A 17,267-nucleotide genomic window follows, 5' to 3' on the forward strand; every position below is an offset into this window, starting at 1 on the left:
TTAGCGTTTTGAACGCCGCTAGCGGCGGCCCGAAGGGCGAGCGTAGCGAGTCAAACCTCACGTACTACGTGTACGCTGCGGTTTTTGCGCGCTGTCCGTGTCCAAACTGGCTGCGTCAATAACGCCTGGTGGGACAGGCTCTTAATTTTTATTTTAAGGAACCATATATCTGGTCAACAATCCAGCCATACGTTGCCGCAGGTAATAATCCACTGACAAAAACATTCGGATTCACTTTAGGATTTGCTACCGGCGAGTGCGGCCTGTTACCTAAAATCACAATCGCCATATGATTAACCGGATCGATAGACGTCAGCGTTCCGGTCCATCCGGTATGTCCATACGTTTGCGGACTGGCTAATACCCCGAACGTGGGGGTCATTGAGGCGTTGCCGTTAACGCGCCACCCCAGACCAAAGGTAGCGTCTTCTGGCGAGCGGCGAGTAAACTGCGCAACCGTTTTGTCGTCGAATAGCTTCACGTTACCGTAGCCGCCCCCATTGAGCATGACTTGCATTAACACAGCCATATCATGGGTGTCAGAAAACAGTCCGGCGTGTCCTGAAACGCCGCCCATTGAGTACCAGGCTTTTTCATCATGCACCTGGCCCCATAGTGTATTGGTGCGAATATTGGGGAAATGAATCACGCCGCCACGCGTATTGCCGTGTAGTTCCGTTGCGGCGATTTGCGGCGGCGTGAAGCCTTTCATCAGCGGGTTAAAGACGGTATGTTTTAATCCGAGCGGTTTATAAATGGTGGTTTCGACGTAGCGATCTAATGGCATTGCCGTTATCGATTCAACGATAAAACCAAGAATCATATAATCCACGTCGCTGTAGATATGCTTTGACCCAGGTTGATATTCCAGCGGCGTCTTTTTAATCATCTCCAGAGTAGTGATTTTACTCTGTGAGAATAATTTACCGGCGACGTTTTTATTAGGATATTGTGGGTCGGCAGGAAAGCCCGCGACGTGATGAAGAATATCAATAATGCGGAGTTTATCTTTGCCTTTTATTTTATCCCCAGGCATATCCTTAAAGCCGGGGATGTATTTTGATACCAAATCATTGACATCTATTTTTCCTTCATACACCAGTTTTTGCAATGCAAAGTTAGTGGCATACATTTTTGTGTTTGAAGCCAGGTCATACATCGTGTTAGTGGTCGCCCGAATAGGATGGGCTAACAGCGTGGAACCGTCATATTTTTTGGCATAGCCCCAGGCTTTTTGTAGAACAATATGATTATCTTTTATCACCAGAAGATTAATACTGGGATATCCGGCATCAATTTGATTTTGAATCCAGCCATCAAGTCGGTGAAGTTTTTGGCTATCAAACCCCACCTGATCAGGACTCGCGGTGGTCAATACCGGATACTCAACGGCAAAAGCTGAAAGGGAAAACGTCAGTAGAACCGTCGCAACGAGAGTAAATTTCATGATGATTCCCTCAGTCTCACCCCGGCTGTCAAATCATATCGCGAGCATGGACTCTGCGGCCCGGAGAAGCAGAATATGGTCATGGCAGTGACAGAAAAATATGGCTGTACGTCCGTTCAGTTGGCATTAAGGATTAACCCTTCAGCAGACAAAACCGGCCTCACGGCGTAATATTAATGCTCTTTTTACACCCTGGAGCCAGCATGTCGCAAACCATTACGCTTATTAAGGATAAAATTCTTTCTGATAATTATTTCACTCTGCGCAACATTACCTATGACCTGACCCGTCGTAATGGCGAGGTTATCCGTCACAAGCGTGAGGTTTACGATCGCGGGAATGGCGCAACCATTCTGCTTTACAACTCAACTAAAAAAACCGTGGTTCTGGTTCGCCAGTTTCGCGTGGCGACATGGGTCAACGGTAATCAAGACGGTATGTTAATTGAAACCTGCGCTGGCCTGCTTGATAACGACGAGCCGGAGGTCTGTATCCGTAAAGAGGCCATTGAAGAGACAGGGTATGACGTTGGTGAGGTACGCAAGATATTTGAGCTTTATATGTCGCCAGGCGGCGTCACGGAGCTGATTCATTTCTTCATTGCCGAATATCATGAAAGCGAGCGTGCCAGCATCGGCGGCGGCGTGGAGGACGAAGAGATTGAGGTGCTTGAACTGCCGTTTTCCCGGGCGCTGGAAATGGTGCGCTCAGGCGAGATTCGGGACGGTAAGACCGTGTTATTGCTTAACTATTTACAGACATCTCATCTAATGGACTGAAAAAAAAGAAATATATTTCTTTACACAAAAAAGACCAATCCGATAAATCTGATTGAGAACCCTGAGGCGCGCAAGGAAGATACCGCCTTAGCTGTGTTGTTCTGAATCTGGGGTTGTTCCGTTCATGCGCTACCGCGTTATTCTTTTTTGTCTGTTTGGCCTGTTGCCGGTCCAGCTACTGTGGGCTGCGCCAGCGCAACGGACTTTTTCCGACTGGCAGGTCACCTGTAATAACCAAAATTTTTGCGTAGCGCGCAATACTGGCGAACATCATGGGCTGGTGATGACATTAAGCCGCAGCGCCGGGGCGCGTACCGATGCGGTACTGCGTATCGACCGCGGCGGTTTGGCGCCGCCCGACGCTAAAGAAGCCGCAATTGCGCCTCGCTTATTGCTGGATGGCAAACCGCTTTCGTTCAACAGTCCACACTGGCGCGTGTCGCCCTGGCATCTCATGACCGGCGATCCTGCCACCATCACCGCATTTTTACAGACGATTCAGGATGCGCAGGCCATCACCTTAAAAAACGGCGTTCAGACGCTTTCGCTGGCGGGATTAAAAGCGGCATTACTGTTTATCGACGCGCAACAAAAACGTGTGGGTAGCGAAACCGCCTGGATTGAAAAAGGAAACGAACCGCCGCTCAGCGTGCCCCCGGCGCCGGCATTAAAGGGGATCGCCGTGATTAATCCAACGCCCGTACCGCTGAGTGAGGAAGAACGCGACGATCTGCTGGACTACGCAGCATGGCGGGTAAACGGCATTCGTTGTTCGCTTGACCCGCTGCGTCGTGAGACGCAGGTCAGCGCGTTGACGGATGATAAAGCGTTATTGATTGTTAACTGCGAAGCCGGCGCCTATAACACTATTGATCTCGCCTGGGTAGTTTCACGCAAAAAAACGCTCGCCTCGCGCGCCGTACGTTTGCGGCTGCCGTTTAATCGCGGCGTCGAAAGTAATGACATGGAGTTGATGAACGCCTTCTTTGACGAGAAAACGCGCGAGCTGGTGACGTTGGCGAAAGGGCGGGGGTTAACCGACTGCGGTATCCAGACGCGCTGGCGTTATGATGGCGATCGTTTTCGTCTGGTACGTTATGCCGAAGAACCGAGCTGCGATAACTGGCACGGGCCGGATGCCTGGCCTACGCTATGGATCACGCGTTGAATCCTGGTTGTTATCCCCTTTTCAGAATAGGGATACACCTATTGAGGTTTCATTTATGGTATAGAGATTGCTACGTTACGGTAGGATTGTTACTTTACCCGATAGCCTCACCACAGCAGGAAATAGTATGAAAATAAATAATGGCCCCGTATTATGCCCCCATTGTGGCTGCCTGAGCGCTTATTATGAAATAGATCGGCTGGCGGCGATAAGAGAAAAAGTGAATAAAGAAGGCGGATCAGCGGCGTGGGATTCAACATTACAGGCGCATAAAAAAAAGGCCTTTTGCCTGATGTGCCATAAATCCATTGATGAGGTCGTCATCGGGCAGTCAGATGCGCCTGAGTCTACGAAGTAATTTTGCACAGCCTACAGAACAGGTCTGCAGACTGCGCAAAGTCTGTGTTGCTAACGCTCGCCTTAGCCTTTGATGTTCAGCACCCGGCGGGCTTTTTCTACAATATTTTCCACGGTAAAGCCAAAATACGGGAACAGTTTGTCAGCCGGAGCGGATTCACCGTATCCCGTCATGCCGATAATTGCGCCTTTTAGGCCAACATATTTATACCAGTAGTCGGCTATACCGGCCTCCACCGCGACGCGGGCGGTTACGTGCGCCGGTAGCACTGATTCGCGATATGCCTCGTCCTGCGCATCGAAAATATCCGTTGAAGGCAACGACACCACCCGAACGTTATGCCCCTCGCCAGTCAATTTTTCCGCCGCCTGGAGGGTAATTTCCATTTCCGATCCGGTAGCGATCAGAATGATATCCGGCTTGCCGCCGCTATCTTTCAGAATATAACCGCCGCGGGCAATCGCTTTCACCTGTTCCGGCGTGCGTTCCACCTGCGCCAGATTCTGCCGCGAGAGAATCAGCGCCGTCGGCCCGTGCTGACGTTCAATGGCCAGCTTCCAGCCGACCGCCGCCTCAACCTGATCGCAGGGACGCCAGGTGCTGAAGTTTGGCGTTAAGCGCAGGCTCGCCAGTTGTTCCACGGCCTGGTGCGTCGGGCCATCTTCGCCCAAACCGATGGAGTCGTGGGTATAGACCATAATCTGCCGGGCTTTCATTAAGGCCGCCATACGCGCCGCGTTACGCGCATATTCGACAAACATCAGAAACGTGGCGGTATACGGTACAAAACCGCCGTGGTGGGCGATGCCGTTGGCAATGGCGGTCATGCCGAATTCGCGCACGCCATAGTGGATGTAATTACCTGCCGGATCCTCTTTCAACGAGGTCGAACCTTTCCAGATAGTCAGGTTGCTCGGCGCCAGATCCGCCGATCCGCCCAACAGTTCCGGCAACAGGGGACCGTAGGCATTGAGCGTATTTTGCGATGCTTTACGGGTGGCGATTTTGGCCGGATTAGCCAGCAAGTCGTTAATAAATTTTTGCGTGGCGGATTCCCATGTCTCCGGCAGTCCGCCGTTCATCCGGCGGGTAAACTCTGCGGCCAGCTCAGGATAAGCCTTCTCATAAGCAGCAAACTTTTCCTGCCACTGCTGCTGCGCTTTCTCACCTTTTTCACGGCCATCCCACGCGCGGTAAATTTCTTTTGGGATCTCAAACGCCGGATGATGCCATCCCAGCTTCTGGCGGGTCAGCGCCACCTCTTCTTCGCCCAGCGCCGCGCCGTGCGACTCCTCCTTCCCGGCTTTATTCGGCGAGCCAAAACCTATCACCGTCCGACAGATAATTAGCGAAGGTTTGTCTTTTACGCTCTGGGCTTCCAGAATGGCTTTTTTCACCGCCTCCGGATCGTGCCCGTCAATGTCATGCACGACATGCCAGTGGTAGGCTTCAAAACGTTTGGCGGTATCGTCGGTAAACCAGCCTTCGGTTTCGCCATCAATGGAGATGCCGTTGTGATCATAAAAGCCGATCAGTTTGCCCAGTCCCAGCGTACCAGCCAGCGAACACACCTCATGCGAGATCCCCTCCATCAGACAGCCGTCGCCCATAAAGACATAGGTGTAGTGGTCGACAATCTCATGGTCCGGCCGGTTGAACTGTGCGCCTAACGTACGCTCGGCAATCGCCAGCCCGACGGCATTCGCCAGCCCCTGGCCCAGCGGCCCGGTGGTGGTTTCAACGCCGGGCGTATAGCCAATCTCCGGGTGACCAGGCGTTTTAGAGTGCAGTTGACGGAAGTTTTTTAACTCCTCCAGCGGCAGGTCATAACCGGTTAAATGCAGCAGACTATAGAGCAGCATGGAGGCGTGACCGTTGGAAAGGATAAAACGGTCACGGTCATACCAGGTCGGATCGGTGGGGTTATGTTTAAGAAAATCGTTCCATAGCACTTCAGCGATATCCGCCATCCCCATCGGCGCGCCGGGGTGCCCGGAATTGGCTTTTTGAACGGCATCCATGCTCAGCGCACGAATCGCATTGGCAAGGTCTTTACGGGACATAAATCACTCCATGCAAGGTTTATAGTTTGGCGGCAAGCAGGTCTTCCAGTTTGCGCTGGTCAACGGCAAAAAGACGGATACCTTCCGACAGCTTCTCTACGGCCATCGCGTCCTGATTATGTTCCCAGCGGAACTCCGCTTCCGTCATTGGCGTAGGACGGTGGAACATCTGCGAGGAAGGCACCAGTTTACGGATCACCGGTTCTTCTTTTTCTTTCAGCTCTTTAAGCAGGTTAGGGGAGATAGTCAGTCGATCGCAGCCGGTTAGCGCGAGGATTTGCTCAGTACGGCGGAAACTTGCGCCCATCACGATGGTTTCATAGCGATGCTGTTTAAAGTAATCGTAGATATTGCGTACCGATTTCACGCCGGGATCTTCCTCCACGACATAGGGCTCCAGCGGACTACGCGCCTGATACCAGTCGTAAATTCGGCCCACGAACGGAGAGATCAAATAGACGCCCGCTTCGGCGCAGGCGCGCGCCTGGGCAAAAGAGAACAACAACGTCAGGTTGCAATTAATGCCCTCTTTTTCGAGCTGCCCGGCGGCGCGGATACCTTCCCAGGTTGCGGCGAGCTTGATCAGAATGCGTGATTTATCAATACCCTGCTGCTGGTAGAGATCCACCAGATGGCGCGCTTTCTCGATACTTTTTTCTTTATCGAACGATAACCGCGCGTCGACTTCAGTGGAGACGCGACCGGGAATACTTTTCAGTATTTCCGCGCCAAAATTGACCGCCAGTTTATCGCTGGCTGCCGCAACCTGCTGTTCCTGCGTACCGCCGTGTTTTTTTCCCCAGGCAATCGCATCCTCAATCAAATGACCATACTGCTCAAGCCCGGCGGCTTTCAGCAGTAAAGAGGGATTTGTTGTGGCATCCTGCGGCTGGTAGTGGCGGATGGACTCGATGTCGCCGCTGTCGGCGACGACGGTAGTGAATTGTTTGATGCCGTCTAGCTGGTTCATAGGAAATACTCCTTGAAAAGTAAAGTGTTAGATGAGTGTGTTGATTCACACTTCTGAAAGATTGATACACTACATAACCAAAAAGCATAGCAGACAGGCATGGTATTGCTGGTATAAGCAGGTAACATGGCCGTTATAAGTTGATAACAAACTCTTGCGCCGCGTCGTGATAGTTTGCAGACCTTCAAAGTTTGTGTTGCGCAGTACGGTGATAATGTGCGGCGCACCAGGCCGCGTCACTTTTTGAACGATACGTGAAAGGAACAACAAGATGGATGAGCAGTTAAAACAAAGCGCCCTTGATTTCCACGAATTTCCGGTACCCGGTAAAATTCAGGTTTCTCCGACTAAGCCCCTTGCTACCCAACGCGATCTGGCGTTGGCTTACTCGCCAGGCGTGGCGGCGCCCTGCCTGGAAATCGAAAAAGATCCGCTGGCAGCCTACAAATACACCGCGCGCGGCAACCTTGTCGCGGTCATTTCCAACGGTACAGCGGTACTGGGGTTAGGCAACATTGGCGCGCTGGCCGGCAAGCCGGTCATGGAAGGCAAAGGCGTTCTGTTTAAAAAATTCGCCGGCATTGATGTGTTTGACATTGAAGTCGATGAGCTTGATCCGGACAAATTTATCAATGTGGTCGCAGCGCTGGAGCCGACCTTTGGCGGCATTAACCTCGAAGACATTAAAGCGCCGGAATGTTTCTATATTGAGCAGAAACTGCGCGAGCGCATGAACATCCCGGTTTTCCATGACGATCAGCACGGAACGGCGATCATTAGTACGGCCGCCATTCTTAATGGCCTGCGAGTCGTAGAGAAAAATATTTCCGACGTGCGGATGGTCGTCTCCGGCGCAGGGGCGGCGGCAATCGCTTGTATGAACCTGCTGGTCGCGTTGGGGATGCAAAAGCACAACATCGTGGTGTGCGACTCTAAGGGCGTTATTTACAAAGGCCGTGAGCCGAATATGGCGGAGACCAAAGCGGCCTATGCGGTAGACGACAGCGGCAAGCGCACGCTGGATGAAGTCATTGACGGCGCGGATATTTTCCTCGGCTGTTCAGGCCCGAAAGTGCTGACTCAGGAGATGGTGAAGAAAATGGCCCGCGCGCCAATGATTCTGGCGCTGGCCAACCCGGAACCGGAAATTCTGCCGCCGCTGGCGAAAGAAGTGCGTCCGGACGCCATTATCTGTACCGGTCGTTCCGACTATCCGAACCAGGTGAACAACGTATTGTGCTTCCCGTTTATCTTCCGCGGCGCACTGGACGTCGGCGCGACGGCGATCAACGAAGAGATGAAACTGGCGGCGGTCCGTGCGATTGCCGAGCTGGCGCATGCCGAACAGAGCGAAGTGGTGGCCTCGGCCTATGGCGATCAGGACCTGAGCTTTGGGCCGGAATACATTATTCCGAAACCGTTTGACCCGCGTCTGATTGTCAAAATCGCTCCGGCGGTCGCGAAAGCGGCAATGGATTCCGGCGTGGCGACGCGCCCGATTGCTGACTTTGATGCCTATATCGATAAACTGACCGAGTTTGTCTACAAAACCAACCTGTTCATGAAGCCGATCTTCTCGCAGGCACGCAAAGATCCGAAGCGTGTAGTGCTGCCGGAAGGGGAAGAGGCGCGCGTGCTGCACGCAACCCAGGAGTTGATCACCCTGGGGCTGGCGAAACCCATCCTGATCGGACGTCCGAGCGTGATCGAAATGCGTATCCAGAAACTGGGGCTACAGATCAAAGCGGGCGTTGATTTCGAGATCGTGAATAATGAATCCGATCCGCGCTTCAAAGAGTACTGGAGCGAGTATTACCAGATCATGAAGCGTCGCGGGGTAACTCAGGAACAGGCGCAGCGTGCGATGATCGGCAACCATACGGCCATTGGCGCGATCATGGTGCAGCGTGGGGAAGCGGATGCGATGATCTGCGGCACCATCGGCGACTACCATGAGCATTTCAGCGTCGTGAAAGCCGTCTTTGGCTACCGTGACGGCGTGCATACGGCAGGGGCGATGAACGCCTTACTGCTGCCAAGCGGCAACACTTTTATCGCCGATACTTATGTTAACGAAGATCCCACGCCGGAACAGTTGGCGGAGATCGCCGTAATGGCGGCGGAAACCGTTCGCCGCTTTGGTATTGAGCCGAAAGTCGCGCTGTTGTCGCACTCTAACTTTGGTTCCTCAAATTCGCTGTCCGCCAGCAAAATGCGCGAAACCCTTGAGCGGGTACGCGAACGAGCGCCCGATCTGATGATTGACGGTGAGATGCACGGTGATGCGGCGTTGGTGGAAAGTATTCGTAATGACCGGATGCCGGATAGCCCGCTGAAGGGAGCCGCCAATATTCTGGTGATGCCGAATATGGAAGCCGCCCGCATTAGTTACAACTTACTCCGCGTCTCCAGTTCCGAAGGCGTCACGGTCGGCCCGGTCCTGATGGGCGTGTCTAAACCGGTACATGTATTAACGCCGATCGCCTCTGTACGTCGTATCGTGAATATGGTGGCGTTAGCGGTAGTTGAAGCGCAAACCACGCCGCTTTAATAACGCATATACTCTCTCTTCTGGCGCAGGTTCTCCTGCGCTTTTTTTATGCGCCGCTGGGCTTCGCCATGGTATGAAAGGCTCAGGTGGGGATATTCTGGAACCTATTGCGTTACCCCTACTTATTTCACTGAATCTGTACTATGCACAAATCGAGTGATACGCATTATTTTTATCAATAATAGTAATACAAAGAATAGCCGGTGGGTATTTATTGCGGAACAAGCTTAAATTCAGAATGACGCCTGAAAATGTGATGCACCACGATATTTATCGTTAACATCTTCGACAGAAGTCCCTTTTATTTTCTTTCTCTTAGTGATCTACCTCACCTTTTACATCACCTTGCCGAATTTTGTTATTTACTCCGACAAAAAATTGCCACGATGACGGCAGTTTCAGTGGAGACGGTGAGCAATGAATAAAGAACGCATTATTCAGGAATTTGTGCCGGGCAAACAGGTCACGCTGGCGCATCTCATTGCGCACCCTGGTGAAGAACTGGCGAAAAAGATCGGCGTTCCCGATGCTGGCGCGATTGGCATTATGACCTTAACGCCGGGAGAAACGGCGATGATCGCTGGCGATTTAGCGATGAAGGCTGCGGATGTACACATCGGTTTTCTCGACAGATTTAGCGGTGCGCTGGTGATTTATGGCACCGTCGGCGCAGTAGAAGAAGCGCTATTACAGACGGTCAGCGGGCTGGGGCGATTATTAAACTTTACCCTGTGTGAGTTAACAAAAAGTTAATTGGTGGCGGTAATGAAACGTATTGCTTTTGTCGGCGCGGTCGGTGCCGGAAAGACAACGCTTTTTAACGCGTTACGGGGAAATTATTCCCTCGCCAGAAAAACGCAGGCCGTGGAATTTAATGATCATGGCGATATCGATACGCCGGGTGAATATTTTAGCCATCCCCGTTGGTATCACGCCTTAATTACCACGTTGCAGGATGTGGACACGCTGATTTATGTCCACGCGGCAAACGATAAAGAAAGTCGCTTACCTGCCGGGTTATTGGATGTTGGAACCCGTAAACGACATATCGCCGTTATCAGCAAAACGGACATGCCGGATGCCGACGTCGCCGCTACGCGGCAGTTGCTTTGCGAGACTGGATTCCGGGAGCCGATTTTCGAGCTCAACGGCCACGACCCGCAAAGCGTGCGGCAGTTGGTGGATTATCTGGCGGCTCTCAGTGAACAGGAGGAAGAGGCAGGTGAAAAAACTTATCACAGCTAACGATATTCGTGCGGCCCACGCCCGCGGCGAACAGGCGATGTCGGTAGTGCTGCGCGCCAGCATTATTACCCCGGAGGCTCGCGAAGTGGCGGAACTACTGGGCTTCACGATTACCGAATGCGACGAGTCCGTCCCGGCATCCACATCGGCGCAGGCGTGTAAAAGCGAAAGCCAGCGCATTCGGGAAGCCATCATCGCGCAGCTCCCGGAAGGGCAGTTTACTGAAAGCCTGGTGGCGCAGTTGATGGAAAAAGTGCTCAAGGAAAAGCAATCGCTGGAACTGGGGACGATGCAGCCGAGCTTTACCTCCGTCACGGGTAAAGGCGGCGTGAAAGTCATTGACGGCAGCAGCGTGAAATTTGGCCGCTTCGACGGTGCCGAACCGCACTGCGTCGGCTTAACCGATCTGGTTACAGAGCAGGATGGCAGCAGCATGGCCGCCGGGTTTATGCAGTGGGACAACGCCTTTTTCCCGTGGACGCTGAACTACGACGAAATCGACATGGTGCTGGAGGGCGAACTGCACGTACGTCATGAAGGCGAAACCATGATTGCCAAAGCCGGAGATGTGATGTTCATCCCTAAAGGCTCCAGCATTGAATTTGGCACGCCAACGTCCGTGCGCTTTCTGTACGTCGCCTGGCCTGCGAACTGGCAATCCGTATGAACGATTTCATCACCGAAACGTGGCTCAGAGCGAATCACACGCTCAGCGAAGGATCGGAGATCCATCTGCCCGCTGATGCACGACTGACGCCCTCGGCCCGGGAACTGCTGGAAAGCCGCCGCCTGCGCATTAAGTTTCTGGATCAGCAAGGCCGGCTGTTTGTCGATGATGACGAACAGCAACCGCAGCCGGTACATGGCTTAACCAGTAGCGATACGCACCCACAGGCCTGCTGTGAACTGTGCCGCCAGCCGGTGGTGAAAAAGCCCGATACGCTGACCCATCTGACGGCGGACAAAATGGTCGCCAAAAGCGACCCGCGCCTCGGCTTTCGCGCCGTGCTCGACAGCGCCATCGCGCTGACCGTGTGGCTACAAATCGAACTGGCGGAACCCTGGCAGCCGTGGCTTTTCGATATCCGTTCGCGGCTGGGCAACATTATGCGCGCCGACGCTATAGATGAGCCGCTGGCGGCGCAGTCTATCGTCGGGCTGAACGAGGATGAGCTGCATCGGCTTTCCCACCAGCCGCTGCGCTATCTCGACCACGATCACCTGGTGCCGGAGGCCAGCCACGGTCGCGATGCGGCGCTGCTTAATCTCCTGCGAACCAAGGTCCGCGAAACGGAAATCCTCGCCGCACAAGTGTTTATTACCCGTAGTTTTGAGGTCTTGCGCCCGGACATTTTACAGGCGCTGAACCGTCTCTCCAGCACGGTTTACGTGATGATGATTTTGAGCGTGGCGAAACATCCGCTGACGGTCGCCCAAATTCAACAACGGTTGGGAGAGAAGCCATGATCATTGAACGCGCCCGCGAACTGGCGGTACGCGCCCCCGCCAGAGTCGTCTTTCCCGATGCGCTGGACGAACGCGTGCTGAAAGCGGCGCATTACCTGCAACAGTACGGTCTGGCTCGCCCCGTTCTGGTCGCCAGTCCGTTTGCGCTGCGTCAGTTTGCCCTGAGTCATCGTATGGCGATGGATGGCATTCAGGTCATCGACCCACACAGCAACCTGAGTATGCGCCAGCGTTTTGCGCAACGCTGGCTTGCCCGTGCCGGAGAAAAAACGCCGCCGGACGCAGTGGAAAAGCTTAGCGACCCGCTAATGTTCGCTGCCGCCATGGTGAGCGCCGGTGAGGCTGATGTGTGTATCGCAGGCAACCTGTCGTCAACGGCGAATGTGCTGCGCGCAGGGCTGCGGGTGATTGGCCTGCAACCCGGGTGCAAAACATTGTCGTCTATTTTCCTGATGCTGCCGCAGTATGCCGGCCCGGCATTAGGGTTCGCCGATTGCAGCGTAGTGCCGCAGCCGACGGCGGCGCAGCTGGCGGATATCGCTATCGCCAGCGCCGACACCTGGCGGGCTATTACCGGCGAAGAGCCGCGCGTGGCGATGCTGTCATTTTCAAGCAACGGCAGCGCCCGTCACCCCAATGTTGCCAACGTGCAGCAGGCGACAGAGCTCGTTCGCGAACGTGCGCCGCAACTGCTTGTGGACGGTGAATTGCAGTTTGACGCCGCTTTCGTACCGGAGGTCGCCGCGCAAAAAGCGCCTGACAGCCCGCTGCAAGGCCGCGCCAACGTGATGATTTTCCCGTCGCTGGAGGCGGGCAATATTGGCTACAAAATCGCTCAGCGTCTGGGAGGCTATCGCGCTGTTGGGCCGCTAATTCAGGGGCTTGCCGCGCCGCTTCACGACCTCTCCCGAGGCTGTAGCGTGCAGGAAATTATCGAACTGGCGTTGGTGGCAGCCGTGCCGCGCCAGGCTGACGTGAGCCGCGAACGCAGCTTACACACACTGGTTGAATGAACGGTCCCGTTCTGGACCCCTTTAATGAGAGGAAAACACGATGGAAGCATTAGGAATGATTGAAACCCGGGGCCTGGTTGCGCTTATTGAGGCCTCAGATGCGATGGTAAAAGCCGCACGCGTGAAGCTGGTCGGCGTGAAGCAGATTGGCGGTGGCCTGTGTACGGCCATGGTGCGTGGCGACGTGGCGGCGTGCAAAGCCGCAACCGATGCTGGCGCCGCTGCGGCGCAGCGCATTGGCGAGCTGGTCTCCGTACACGTGATTCCACGCCCGCACGGCGATCTGGAAGAAGTGTTCCCGATCAGCTTCAAAGGCGACAGCAACATTTGATGGTAGGCCGGATAAGACGCGCAGCGTCGCCATCCGGCATGAATGCGCGCCATTGCCTGATGGTGCGCAGATTCAAGGCCTACGACCCAACGGGCAATCCATGGAGGCGGATATGAAACTGGCAGTCGTCACAGGACAAATCGTATGTACCGTCCGCCATCAGGGACTGGCGCATGACAAATTGCTGATGGTGGAAATGATCGATGCCCAGGGCAACCCCGACGGGCAGTGTGCCGTCGCTATCGACAGTATCGGGGCGGGAACCGGAGAGTGGGTACTGCTGGTCAGCGGCAGTTCCGCACGCCAGGCGCATCGCAGCGAATTATCACCGGTCGATCTGTGCGTCATTGGCATCGTCGATGAAGTGGTGGCTGGCGGGAAAGTGGTTTTCCATAAATAGGACTGAACATCATGAATCAACAGGATATTGAACAGGTGGTGAAAGCGGTACTGCTGAAAATGAAAGACAGCAGCCAGCCGGCCAGCACTGTTCATGAGATGGGCGTTTTTGCCTCCCTGGATGACGCAGTGGCGGCAGCAAAACGGGCCCAGCAGGGGCTGAAGAGCGTGGCGATGCGCCAGCTTGCCATTCATGCCATTCGCGAGGCGGGCGAAAAACACGCCCGAGAATTAGCGGAACTTGCCGTCAGCGAAACCGGCATGGGACGCGTTGACGATAAATTTGCTAAAAACGTGGCGCAGGCGCGCGGCACGCCGGGCGTCGAGTGTTTATCTCCGCAGGTGCTGACCGGCGATAACGGCCTGACGCTGATTGAAAATGCGCCGTGGGGCGTGGTGGCCTCGGTCACGCCGTCCACCAATCCGGCGGCGACGGTGATTAATAACGCCATCAGCCTGATTGCCGCAGGCAACAGCGTTGTGTTTGCTCCGCATCCAGCGGCGAAAAAGGTCTCTCAGCGGGCAATCACCCTCCTCAATCAGGCGGTGGTCGCCGCCGGTGGCCCGGAAAATTTGCTGGTCACCGTGGCGAACCCGGATATCGAAACCGCCCAGCGGCTGTTCAAGTATCCCGGTATTGGCCTGCTGGTGGTGACTGGCGGCGAAGCGGTGGTGGACGCGGCGCGCAAACATACTAATAAACGCCTGATTGCCGCTGGTGCCGGCAATCCCCCGGTGGTGGTGGATGAGACCGCCGACCTGCCGCGCGCTGCACAATCCATCGTCAAAGGCGCGTCGTTTGATAACAACATCATCTGCGCCGACGAAAAAGTGCTGATTGTGGTGGATAGCGTCGCCGACGAGCTGATGCGTCTGATGGAAGGTCAGCACGCGGTGAAACTGACCGCCGGTCAGGCCGAACAGCTCCAGCCGGTGCTGCTGAAGAATATTGATGAGCGCGGCAAAGGCACCGTCAGCCGTGACTGGGTCGGTCGTGACGCGGGCAAGATCGCCGCAGCCATCGGCCTGAACGTCCCGGATCAAACGCGCCTGCTGTTTGTGGAAACGCCAGCTAACCATCCGTTTGCCGTCACTGAAATGATGATGCCGGTACTGCCGGTGGTGCGGGTCGCCAACGTCGAAGAAGCCATCGCCCTGGCGGTTCAGCTTGAAGGCGGTTGCCACCATACGGCGGCGATGCACTCGCGCAATATCGACAACATGAACCAGATGGCGAACGCCATCGACACCAGCATTTTCGTCAAAAACGGGCCGTGCATTGCCGGGCTTGGATTGGGCGGAGAAGGCTGGACCACCATGACTATCACTACGCCAACCGGCGAAGGGGTGACCAGCGCGCGTACCTTTGTGCGGCTGCGTCGATGCGTGCTGGTGGATGCGTTTCGCATTGTATAAGGGATGACTCATGGCGCACGACGAACAACTCTGGCTCACCCCAAGACTGCAAAAAGCGGCGGCTCTGTGTAACCAGACGCCCGCCGCCAGCGATACACCGCTGTGGCTGGGCGTCGATTTGGGCACCTGCGACGTGGTGTCGATGGTGGTCGACGGCAACGCCCAGCCGGTGGCGGTGTGCCTTGACTGGGCCGACGTTGTGCGTGACGGCATCGTCTGGGATTTCTTCGGCGCCGTCACCCTCGTGCGCCGCCATCTCGACACCCTTGAACAGCAGCTCGGCTGCCGCTTTACCCACGCGGCGACCTCGTTCCCGCCGGGCACCGACCCGCGTATTTCGATCAACGTGCTGGAGTCTGCCGGGTTAGAAGTCAGCCACGTACTGGATGAACCGACGGCGGTGGCGGATCTGCTGGCGCTTGATAATGCAGGCGTGGTGGATATTGGCGGCGGCACTACCGGCATTGCCATCGTCAAACAGGGCAAGGTGACTTACTCCGCCGATGAAGCCACTGGCGGGCACCATATCTCCCTGACGCTGGCGGGCAACCGCCGTATTCCCCTGGAAGAGGCGGAACAGTACAAGCGCAGCAATGCGCAGGAGATTTGGCCGGTAGTGAAGCCAGTGTACGAAAAGATGGCGGAGATCGTCGCTTGCCATATTGAAGGGCAAGGAATTGCTGATTTATGGCTGGCGGGCGGTTCCTGTATGCAGCCGGGCGTGGAGGCGTTATTTCGCCAGCGTTTCCCGGAGTTACAGGTGCATTTACCGCAGCACAGCCTGTTTATGACCCCGCTGGCGATAGCTAACAGCGGGAGAGCGAAAGCGGAGGGACTCTATGCAAGCTGAACTACAGACGGCGCTGTTTCAGGCATTCGACACACTGAATCTGCAACGGGTGAAAACGTTCAGCGTACCGCCGGTCACGCTGTGCGGGCTTGGGGCGCTCGGCGCCTGCGGGCAGGAAGCGCAAGCGCGGGGCGTAAGCCATTTGTTTGTGATGGTCGACAGCTTCCTGCATCAGGCGGGAATGACCGCGCCGCTGGCACGCAGCCTGGCGATGAAAGGCGTGGCGATGACGGTCTGGCCGTGTCCGCCAGGCGAGCCGTGCATCACCGATGTCTGCGCGGCGGTGGCGCAACTGCGTGAGGCGGCGTGCGACGGCGTAGTGGCCTTTGGCGGCGGTTCGGTGCTGGACGCGGCGAAAGCGGTCGCCCTGCTGGTGACTAACCCTGACCAGACGCTGAGCGCCATGACCGAGCACAGTACATTACGCCCGCGTCTGCCGCTGATTGCGGTGCCGACCACCGCCGGAACCGGTTCTGAAACCACCAACGTAACGGTGATTATCGACGCGGTCAGCGGGCGCAAGCAGGTACTAGCGCACGCGTCACTAATGCCGGACGTGGCGATTCTTGATGCTGCCGTGACCGAAGGCGTTCCGCCAAACGTGACGGCAATGACCGGTATCGATGCGTTGACGCATGCGATTGAGGCCTACAGCGCGCTCAACGCCACGCCGTTTACCGACAGCCTGGCGATTGGCGCGATAGCGATGATTGGCAAATCGCTGCCGAAAGCCGTGGGTTACGGCCACGATCTGGCGGCGCGTGAAAATATGTTACTGGCCTCCTGTATGGCGGGAATGGCTTTTTCCAGCGCTGGTCTGGGGCTGTGTCATGCGATGGCGCACCAGCCAGGGGCGGCGCTGCATATTCCGCACGGCCAGGCCAACGCCATGCTGCTGCCAACGGTCATGGGCTTTAACCGGATGGTATGCCGCGAGCGCTTCAGTCAAATCGGTCGGGCGTTAACCAATAAGAAATCGGACGATCGCGATGCGATTGCGGCGGTGAGCGAGCTGATTGCCGAAGTAGGGCAGAGCAAACGGCTGGCTGACGCTGGCGCCAAACCCGAACACTACAGCGCATGGGCGCAAGCCGCGCTGGAGGATATTTGTCTGCGCAGTAACCCACGCACCGCCACACAGGCACAGATTATCGACCTGTACGCGGCTGCCGGGTAATGCCTGTAGGCCGGATAAGGTGCTCACACCGCC

General features: G+C 55.5%; 17 protein-coding genes. 14 read left to right on the forward strand and 3 right to left on the reverse strand.

Annotation, left to right across the window (positions count from 1 at the left end):
• Nucleotides 1-148: 148 nt before the first annotated feature.
• Nucleotides 149-1,447: a penicillin binding protein PBP4B gene (pbp4b, locus tag ACLJQD_RS22045; protein WP_017441387.1), complete on the reverse strand. Its 1,299-nt coding sequence runs from the start codon at nucleotides 1,445-1,447 to the stop codon at nucleotides 149-151.
• A gap of 203 nt (nucleotides 1,448-1,650) precedes the next feature.
• Between pbp4b and nudK the strand changes: the two genes are divergently transcribed.
• From nudK to ACLJQD_RS22060, 3 genes are all read left to right on the forward strand, one after another.
• Complete coding sequence (nudK, locus tag ACLJQD_RS22050; RefSeq protein ID WP_017441388.1) at nucleotides 1,651-2,226, forward strand: GDP-mannose pyrophosphatase NudK; 576 nt, start codon at nucleotides 1,651-1,653, stop codon at nucleotides 2,224-2,226.
• A 124-nt stretch (nucleotides 2,227-2,350) separates the two neighbouring features.
• Nucleotides 2,351-3,394 carry a DUF1176 domain-containing protein gene (locus tag ACLJQD_RS22055; RefSeq protein ID WP_001270668.1) on the forward strand — a complete coding sequence of 348 codons (1,044 nt, stop codon included), beginning with the start codon at nucleotides 2,351-2,353 and terminating at the stop codon, nucleotides 3,392-3,394.
• A gap of 127 nt (nucleotides 3,395-3,521) precedes the next feature.
• Nucleotides 3,522-3,752, forward strand: coding sequence for a hypothetical protein (locus ACLJQD_RS22060; protein WP_000700635.1), 231 nt, complete (start codon nucleotides 3,522-3,524; stop codon nucleotides 3,750-3,752).
• 62 nt (nucleotides 3,753-3,814) lie between these two features.
• Here the strand turns inward: ACLJQD_RS22060 and tkt are convergent, their stop codons facing one another.
• Both tkt and tal read right to left on the reverse strand, forming a co-directional pair.
• Nucleotides 3,815-5,815 (reverse strand): transketolase, encoded by a 2,001-nt coding sequence (tkt, locus tag ACLJQD_RS22065; protein WP_017441389.1) that lies wholly within the window; start codon nucleotides 5,813-5,815, stop codon nucleotides 3,815-3,817.
• 19 nt (nucleotides 5,816-5,834) lie between these two features.
• Nucleotides 5,835-6,785 carry a transaldolase gene (gene tal, locus ACLJQD_RS22070; RefSeq protein WP_001072443.1) on the reverse strand — a complete coding sequence of 317 codons (951 nt, stop codon included), beginning with the start codon at nucleotides 6,783-6,785 and terminating at the stop codon, nucleotides 5,835-5,837.
• 271 nt (nucleotides 6,786-7,056) lie between these two features.
• Here tal and maeB point away from each other — a divergent pair, with 271 nt between their 5' ends.
• From maeB to eutG, 11 genes are all read left to right on the forward strand, one after another.
• Nucleotides 7,057-9,336 (forward strand): NADP-dependent oxaloacetate-decarboxylating malate dehydrogenase, encoded by a 2,280-nt coding sequence (gene maeB / locus ACLJQD_RS22075; RefSeq protein ID WP_000344299.1) that lies wholly within the window; start codon nucleotides 7,057-7,059, stop codon nucleotides 9,334-9,336.
• Between the two features lie 417 nt (nucleotides 9,337-9,753).
• On the forward strand, nucleotides 9,754-10,089 hold the full coding sequence (gene eutS, locus ACLJQD_RS22080; protein ID WP_001031445.1) for an ethanolamine utilization microcompartment protein EutS: 336 nt from the start codon (nucleotides 9,754-9,756) through the stop codon (nucleotides 10,087-10,089).
• Between the two features lie 12 nt (nucleotides 10,090-10,101).
• Nucleotides 10,102-10,581: an ethanolamine utilization acetate kinase EutP gene (eutP, locus tag ACLJQD_RS22085; RefSeq protein WP_000820754.1), complete on the forward strand. Its 480-nt coding sequence runs from the start codon at nucleotides 10,102-10,104 to the stop codon at nucleotides 10,579-10,581.
• Complete coding sequence (eutQ, locus tag ACLJQD_RS22090; protein ID WP_000733867.1) at nucleotides 10,559-11,248, forward strand: ethanolamine utilization acetate kinase EutQ; 690 nt, start codon at nucleotides 10,559-10,561, stop codon at nucleotides 11,246-11,248. Before eutP ends, eutQ begins: the two co-directional genes overlap by 23 nt.
• Nucleotides 11,245-12,048 carry an ethanolamine utilization cob(I)yrinic acid a,c-diamide adenosyltransferase EutT gene (gene eutT / locus ACLJQD_RS22095; RefSeq protein ID WP_017441390.1) on the forward strand — a complete coding sequence of 268 codons (804 nt, stop codon included), beginning with the start codon at nucleotides 11,245-11,247 and terminating at the stop codon, nucleotides 12,046-12,048. Before eutQ ends, eutT begins: the two co-directional genes overlap by 4 nt.
• Nucleotides 12,045-13,061 (forward strand): phosphate acetyltransferase, encoded by a 1,017-nt coding sequence (pta, locus tag ACLJQD_RS22100; RefSeq protein WP_000582927.1) that lies wholly within the window; start codon nucleotides 12,045-12,047, stop codon nucleotides 13,059-13,061. The genes eutT and pta overlap by 4 nt, the downstream gene beginning before the upstream one ends.
• 40 nt (nucleotides 13,062-13,101) lie before the next feature.
• Nucleotides 13,102-13,392 carry an ethanolamine utilization microcompartment protein EutM gene (gene eutM, locus ACLJQD_RS22105; protein ID WP_000387716.1) on the forward strand — a complete coding sequence of 97 codons (291 nt, stop codon included), beginning with the start codon at nucleotides 13,102-13,104 and terminating at the stop codon, nucleotides 13,390-13,392.
• Between the two features lie 112 nt (nucleotides 13,393-13,504).
• A complete protein-coding gene (eutN, locus tag ACLJQD_RS22110) occupies nucleotides 13,505-13,792 on the forward strand; it encodes an ethanolamine utilization microcompartment protein EutN (protein ID WP_001522340.1) in 288 nt (95 codons plus the stop codon).
• 11 nt (nucleotides 13,793-13,803) lie between these two features.
• The gene (locus ACLJQD_RS22115; protein WP_017441391.1) at nucleotides 13,804-15,207 is read left to right on the forward strand and encodes an aldehyde dehydrogenase family protein; all 1,404 of its coding nucleotides are present in this window, start codon (nucleotides 13,804-13,806) and stop codon (nucleotides 15,205-15,207) included.
• A 10-nt stretch (nucleotides 15,208-15,217) separates the two neighbouring features.
• Nucleotides 15,218-16,057, forward strand: coding sequence for an ethanolamine utilization protein EutJ (eutJ, locus tag ACLJQD_RS22120; RefSeq protein WP_017441392.1), 840 nt, complete (start codon nucleotides 15,218-15,220; stop codon nucleotides 16,055-16,057).
• Nucleotides 16,047-17,234: an ethanolamine utilization ethanol dehydrogenase EutG gene (gene eutG, locus ACLJQD_RS22125; protein ID WP_001147501.1), complete on the forward strand. Its 1,188-nt coding sequence runs from the start codon at nucleotides 16,047-16,049 to the stop codon at nucleotides 17,232-17,234. Before eutJ ends, eutG begins: the two co-directional genes overlap by 11 nt.
• Nucleotides 17,235-17,267 lie beyond the last annotated feature (33 nt).

Source organism: Salmonella sp. SAL04214 (assembly GCF_046550615.1).
GTDB classification, from domain to species: Bacteria; Pseudomonadota; Gammaproteobacteria; order Enterobacterales; family Enterobacteriaceae; genus Salmonella; species Salmonella enterica.

Excerpts from the sequence above, each read along its gene's own strand:
- pta (WP_000582927.1), top strand. The coding sequence starts at position 12,045 with ATGATCATTGAACGCGCCCGCGAACTGGCGGTACGCGCCCCCGCCAGA.
- pbp4b (WP_017441387.1), bottom strand. The coding sequence starts at position 1,447 with ATGAAATTTACTCTCGTTGCGACGGTTCTACTGACGTTTTCCCTTTCA.
- maeB (WP_000344299.1), top strand. The coding sequence starts at position 7,057 with ATGGATGAGCAGTTAAAACAAAGCGCCCTTGATTTCCACGAATTTCCG.
- eutG (WP_001147501.1), top strand. The coding sequence starts at position 16,047 with ATGCAAGCTGAACTACAGACGGCGCTGTTTCAGGCATTCGACACACTG.
- eutM (WP_000387716.1), top strand. The coding sequence starts at position 13,102 with ATGGAAGCATTAGGAATGATTGAAACCCGGGGCCTGGTTGCGCTTATT.
- ACLJQD_RS22115 (WP_017441391.1), top strand. The coding sequence starts at position 13,804 with ATGAATCAACAGGATATTGAACAGGTGGTGAAAGCGGTACTGCTGAAA.
- eutS (WP_001031445.1), top strand. The coding sequence starts at position 9,754 with ATGAATAAAGAACGCATTATTCAGGAATTTGTGCCGGGCAAACAGGTC.
- ACLJQD_RS22060 (WP_000700635.1), top strand. The coding sequence starts at position 3,522 with ATGAAAATAAATAATGGCCCCGTATTATGCCCCCATTGTGGCTGCCTG.
- eutJ (WP_017441392.1), top strand. The coding sequence starts at position 15,218 with ATGGCGCACGACGAACAACTCTGGCTCACCCCAAGACTGCAAAAAGCG.
- ACLJQD_RS22055 (WP_001270668.1), top strand. The coding sequence starts at position 2,351 with ATGCGCTACCGCGTTATTCTTTTTTGTCTGTTTGGCCTGTTGCCGGTC.
- tkt (WP_017441389.1), bottom strand. The coding sequence starts at position 5,815 with ATGTCCCGTAAAGACCTTGCCAATGCGATTCGTGCGCTGAGCATGGAT.
- eutP (WP_000820754.1), top strand. The coding sequence starts at position 10,102 with ATGAAACGTATTGCTTTTGTCGGCGCGGTCGGTGCCGGAAAGACAACG.
- eutN (WP_001522340.1), top strand. The coding sequence starts at position 13,505 with ATGAAACTGGCAGTCGTCACAGGACAAATCGTATGTACCGTCCGCCAT.
- nudK (WP_017441388.1), top strand. The coding sequence starts at position 1,651 with ATGTCGCAAACCATTACGCTTATTAAGGATAAAATTCTTTCTGATAAT.
- tal (WP_001072443.1), bottom strand. The coding sequence starts at position 6,785 with ATGAACCAGCTAGACGGCATCAAACAATTCACTACCGTCGTCGCCGAC.
- eutT (WP_017441390.1), top strand. The coding sequence starts at position 11,245 with ATGAACGATTTCATCACCGAAACGTGGCTCAGAGCGAATCACACGCTC.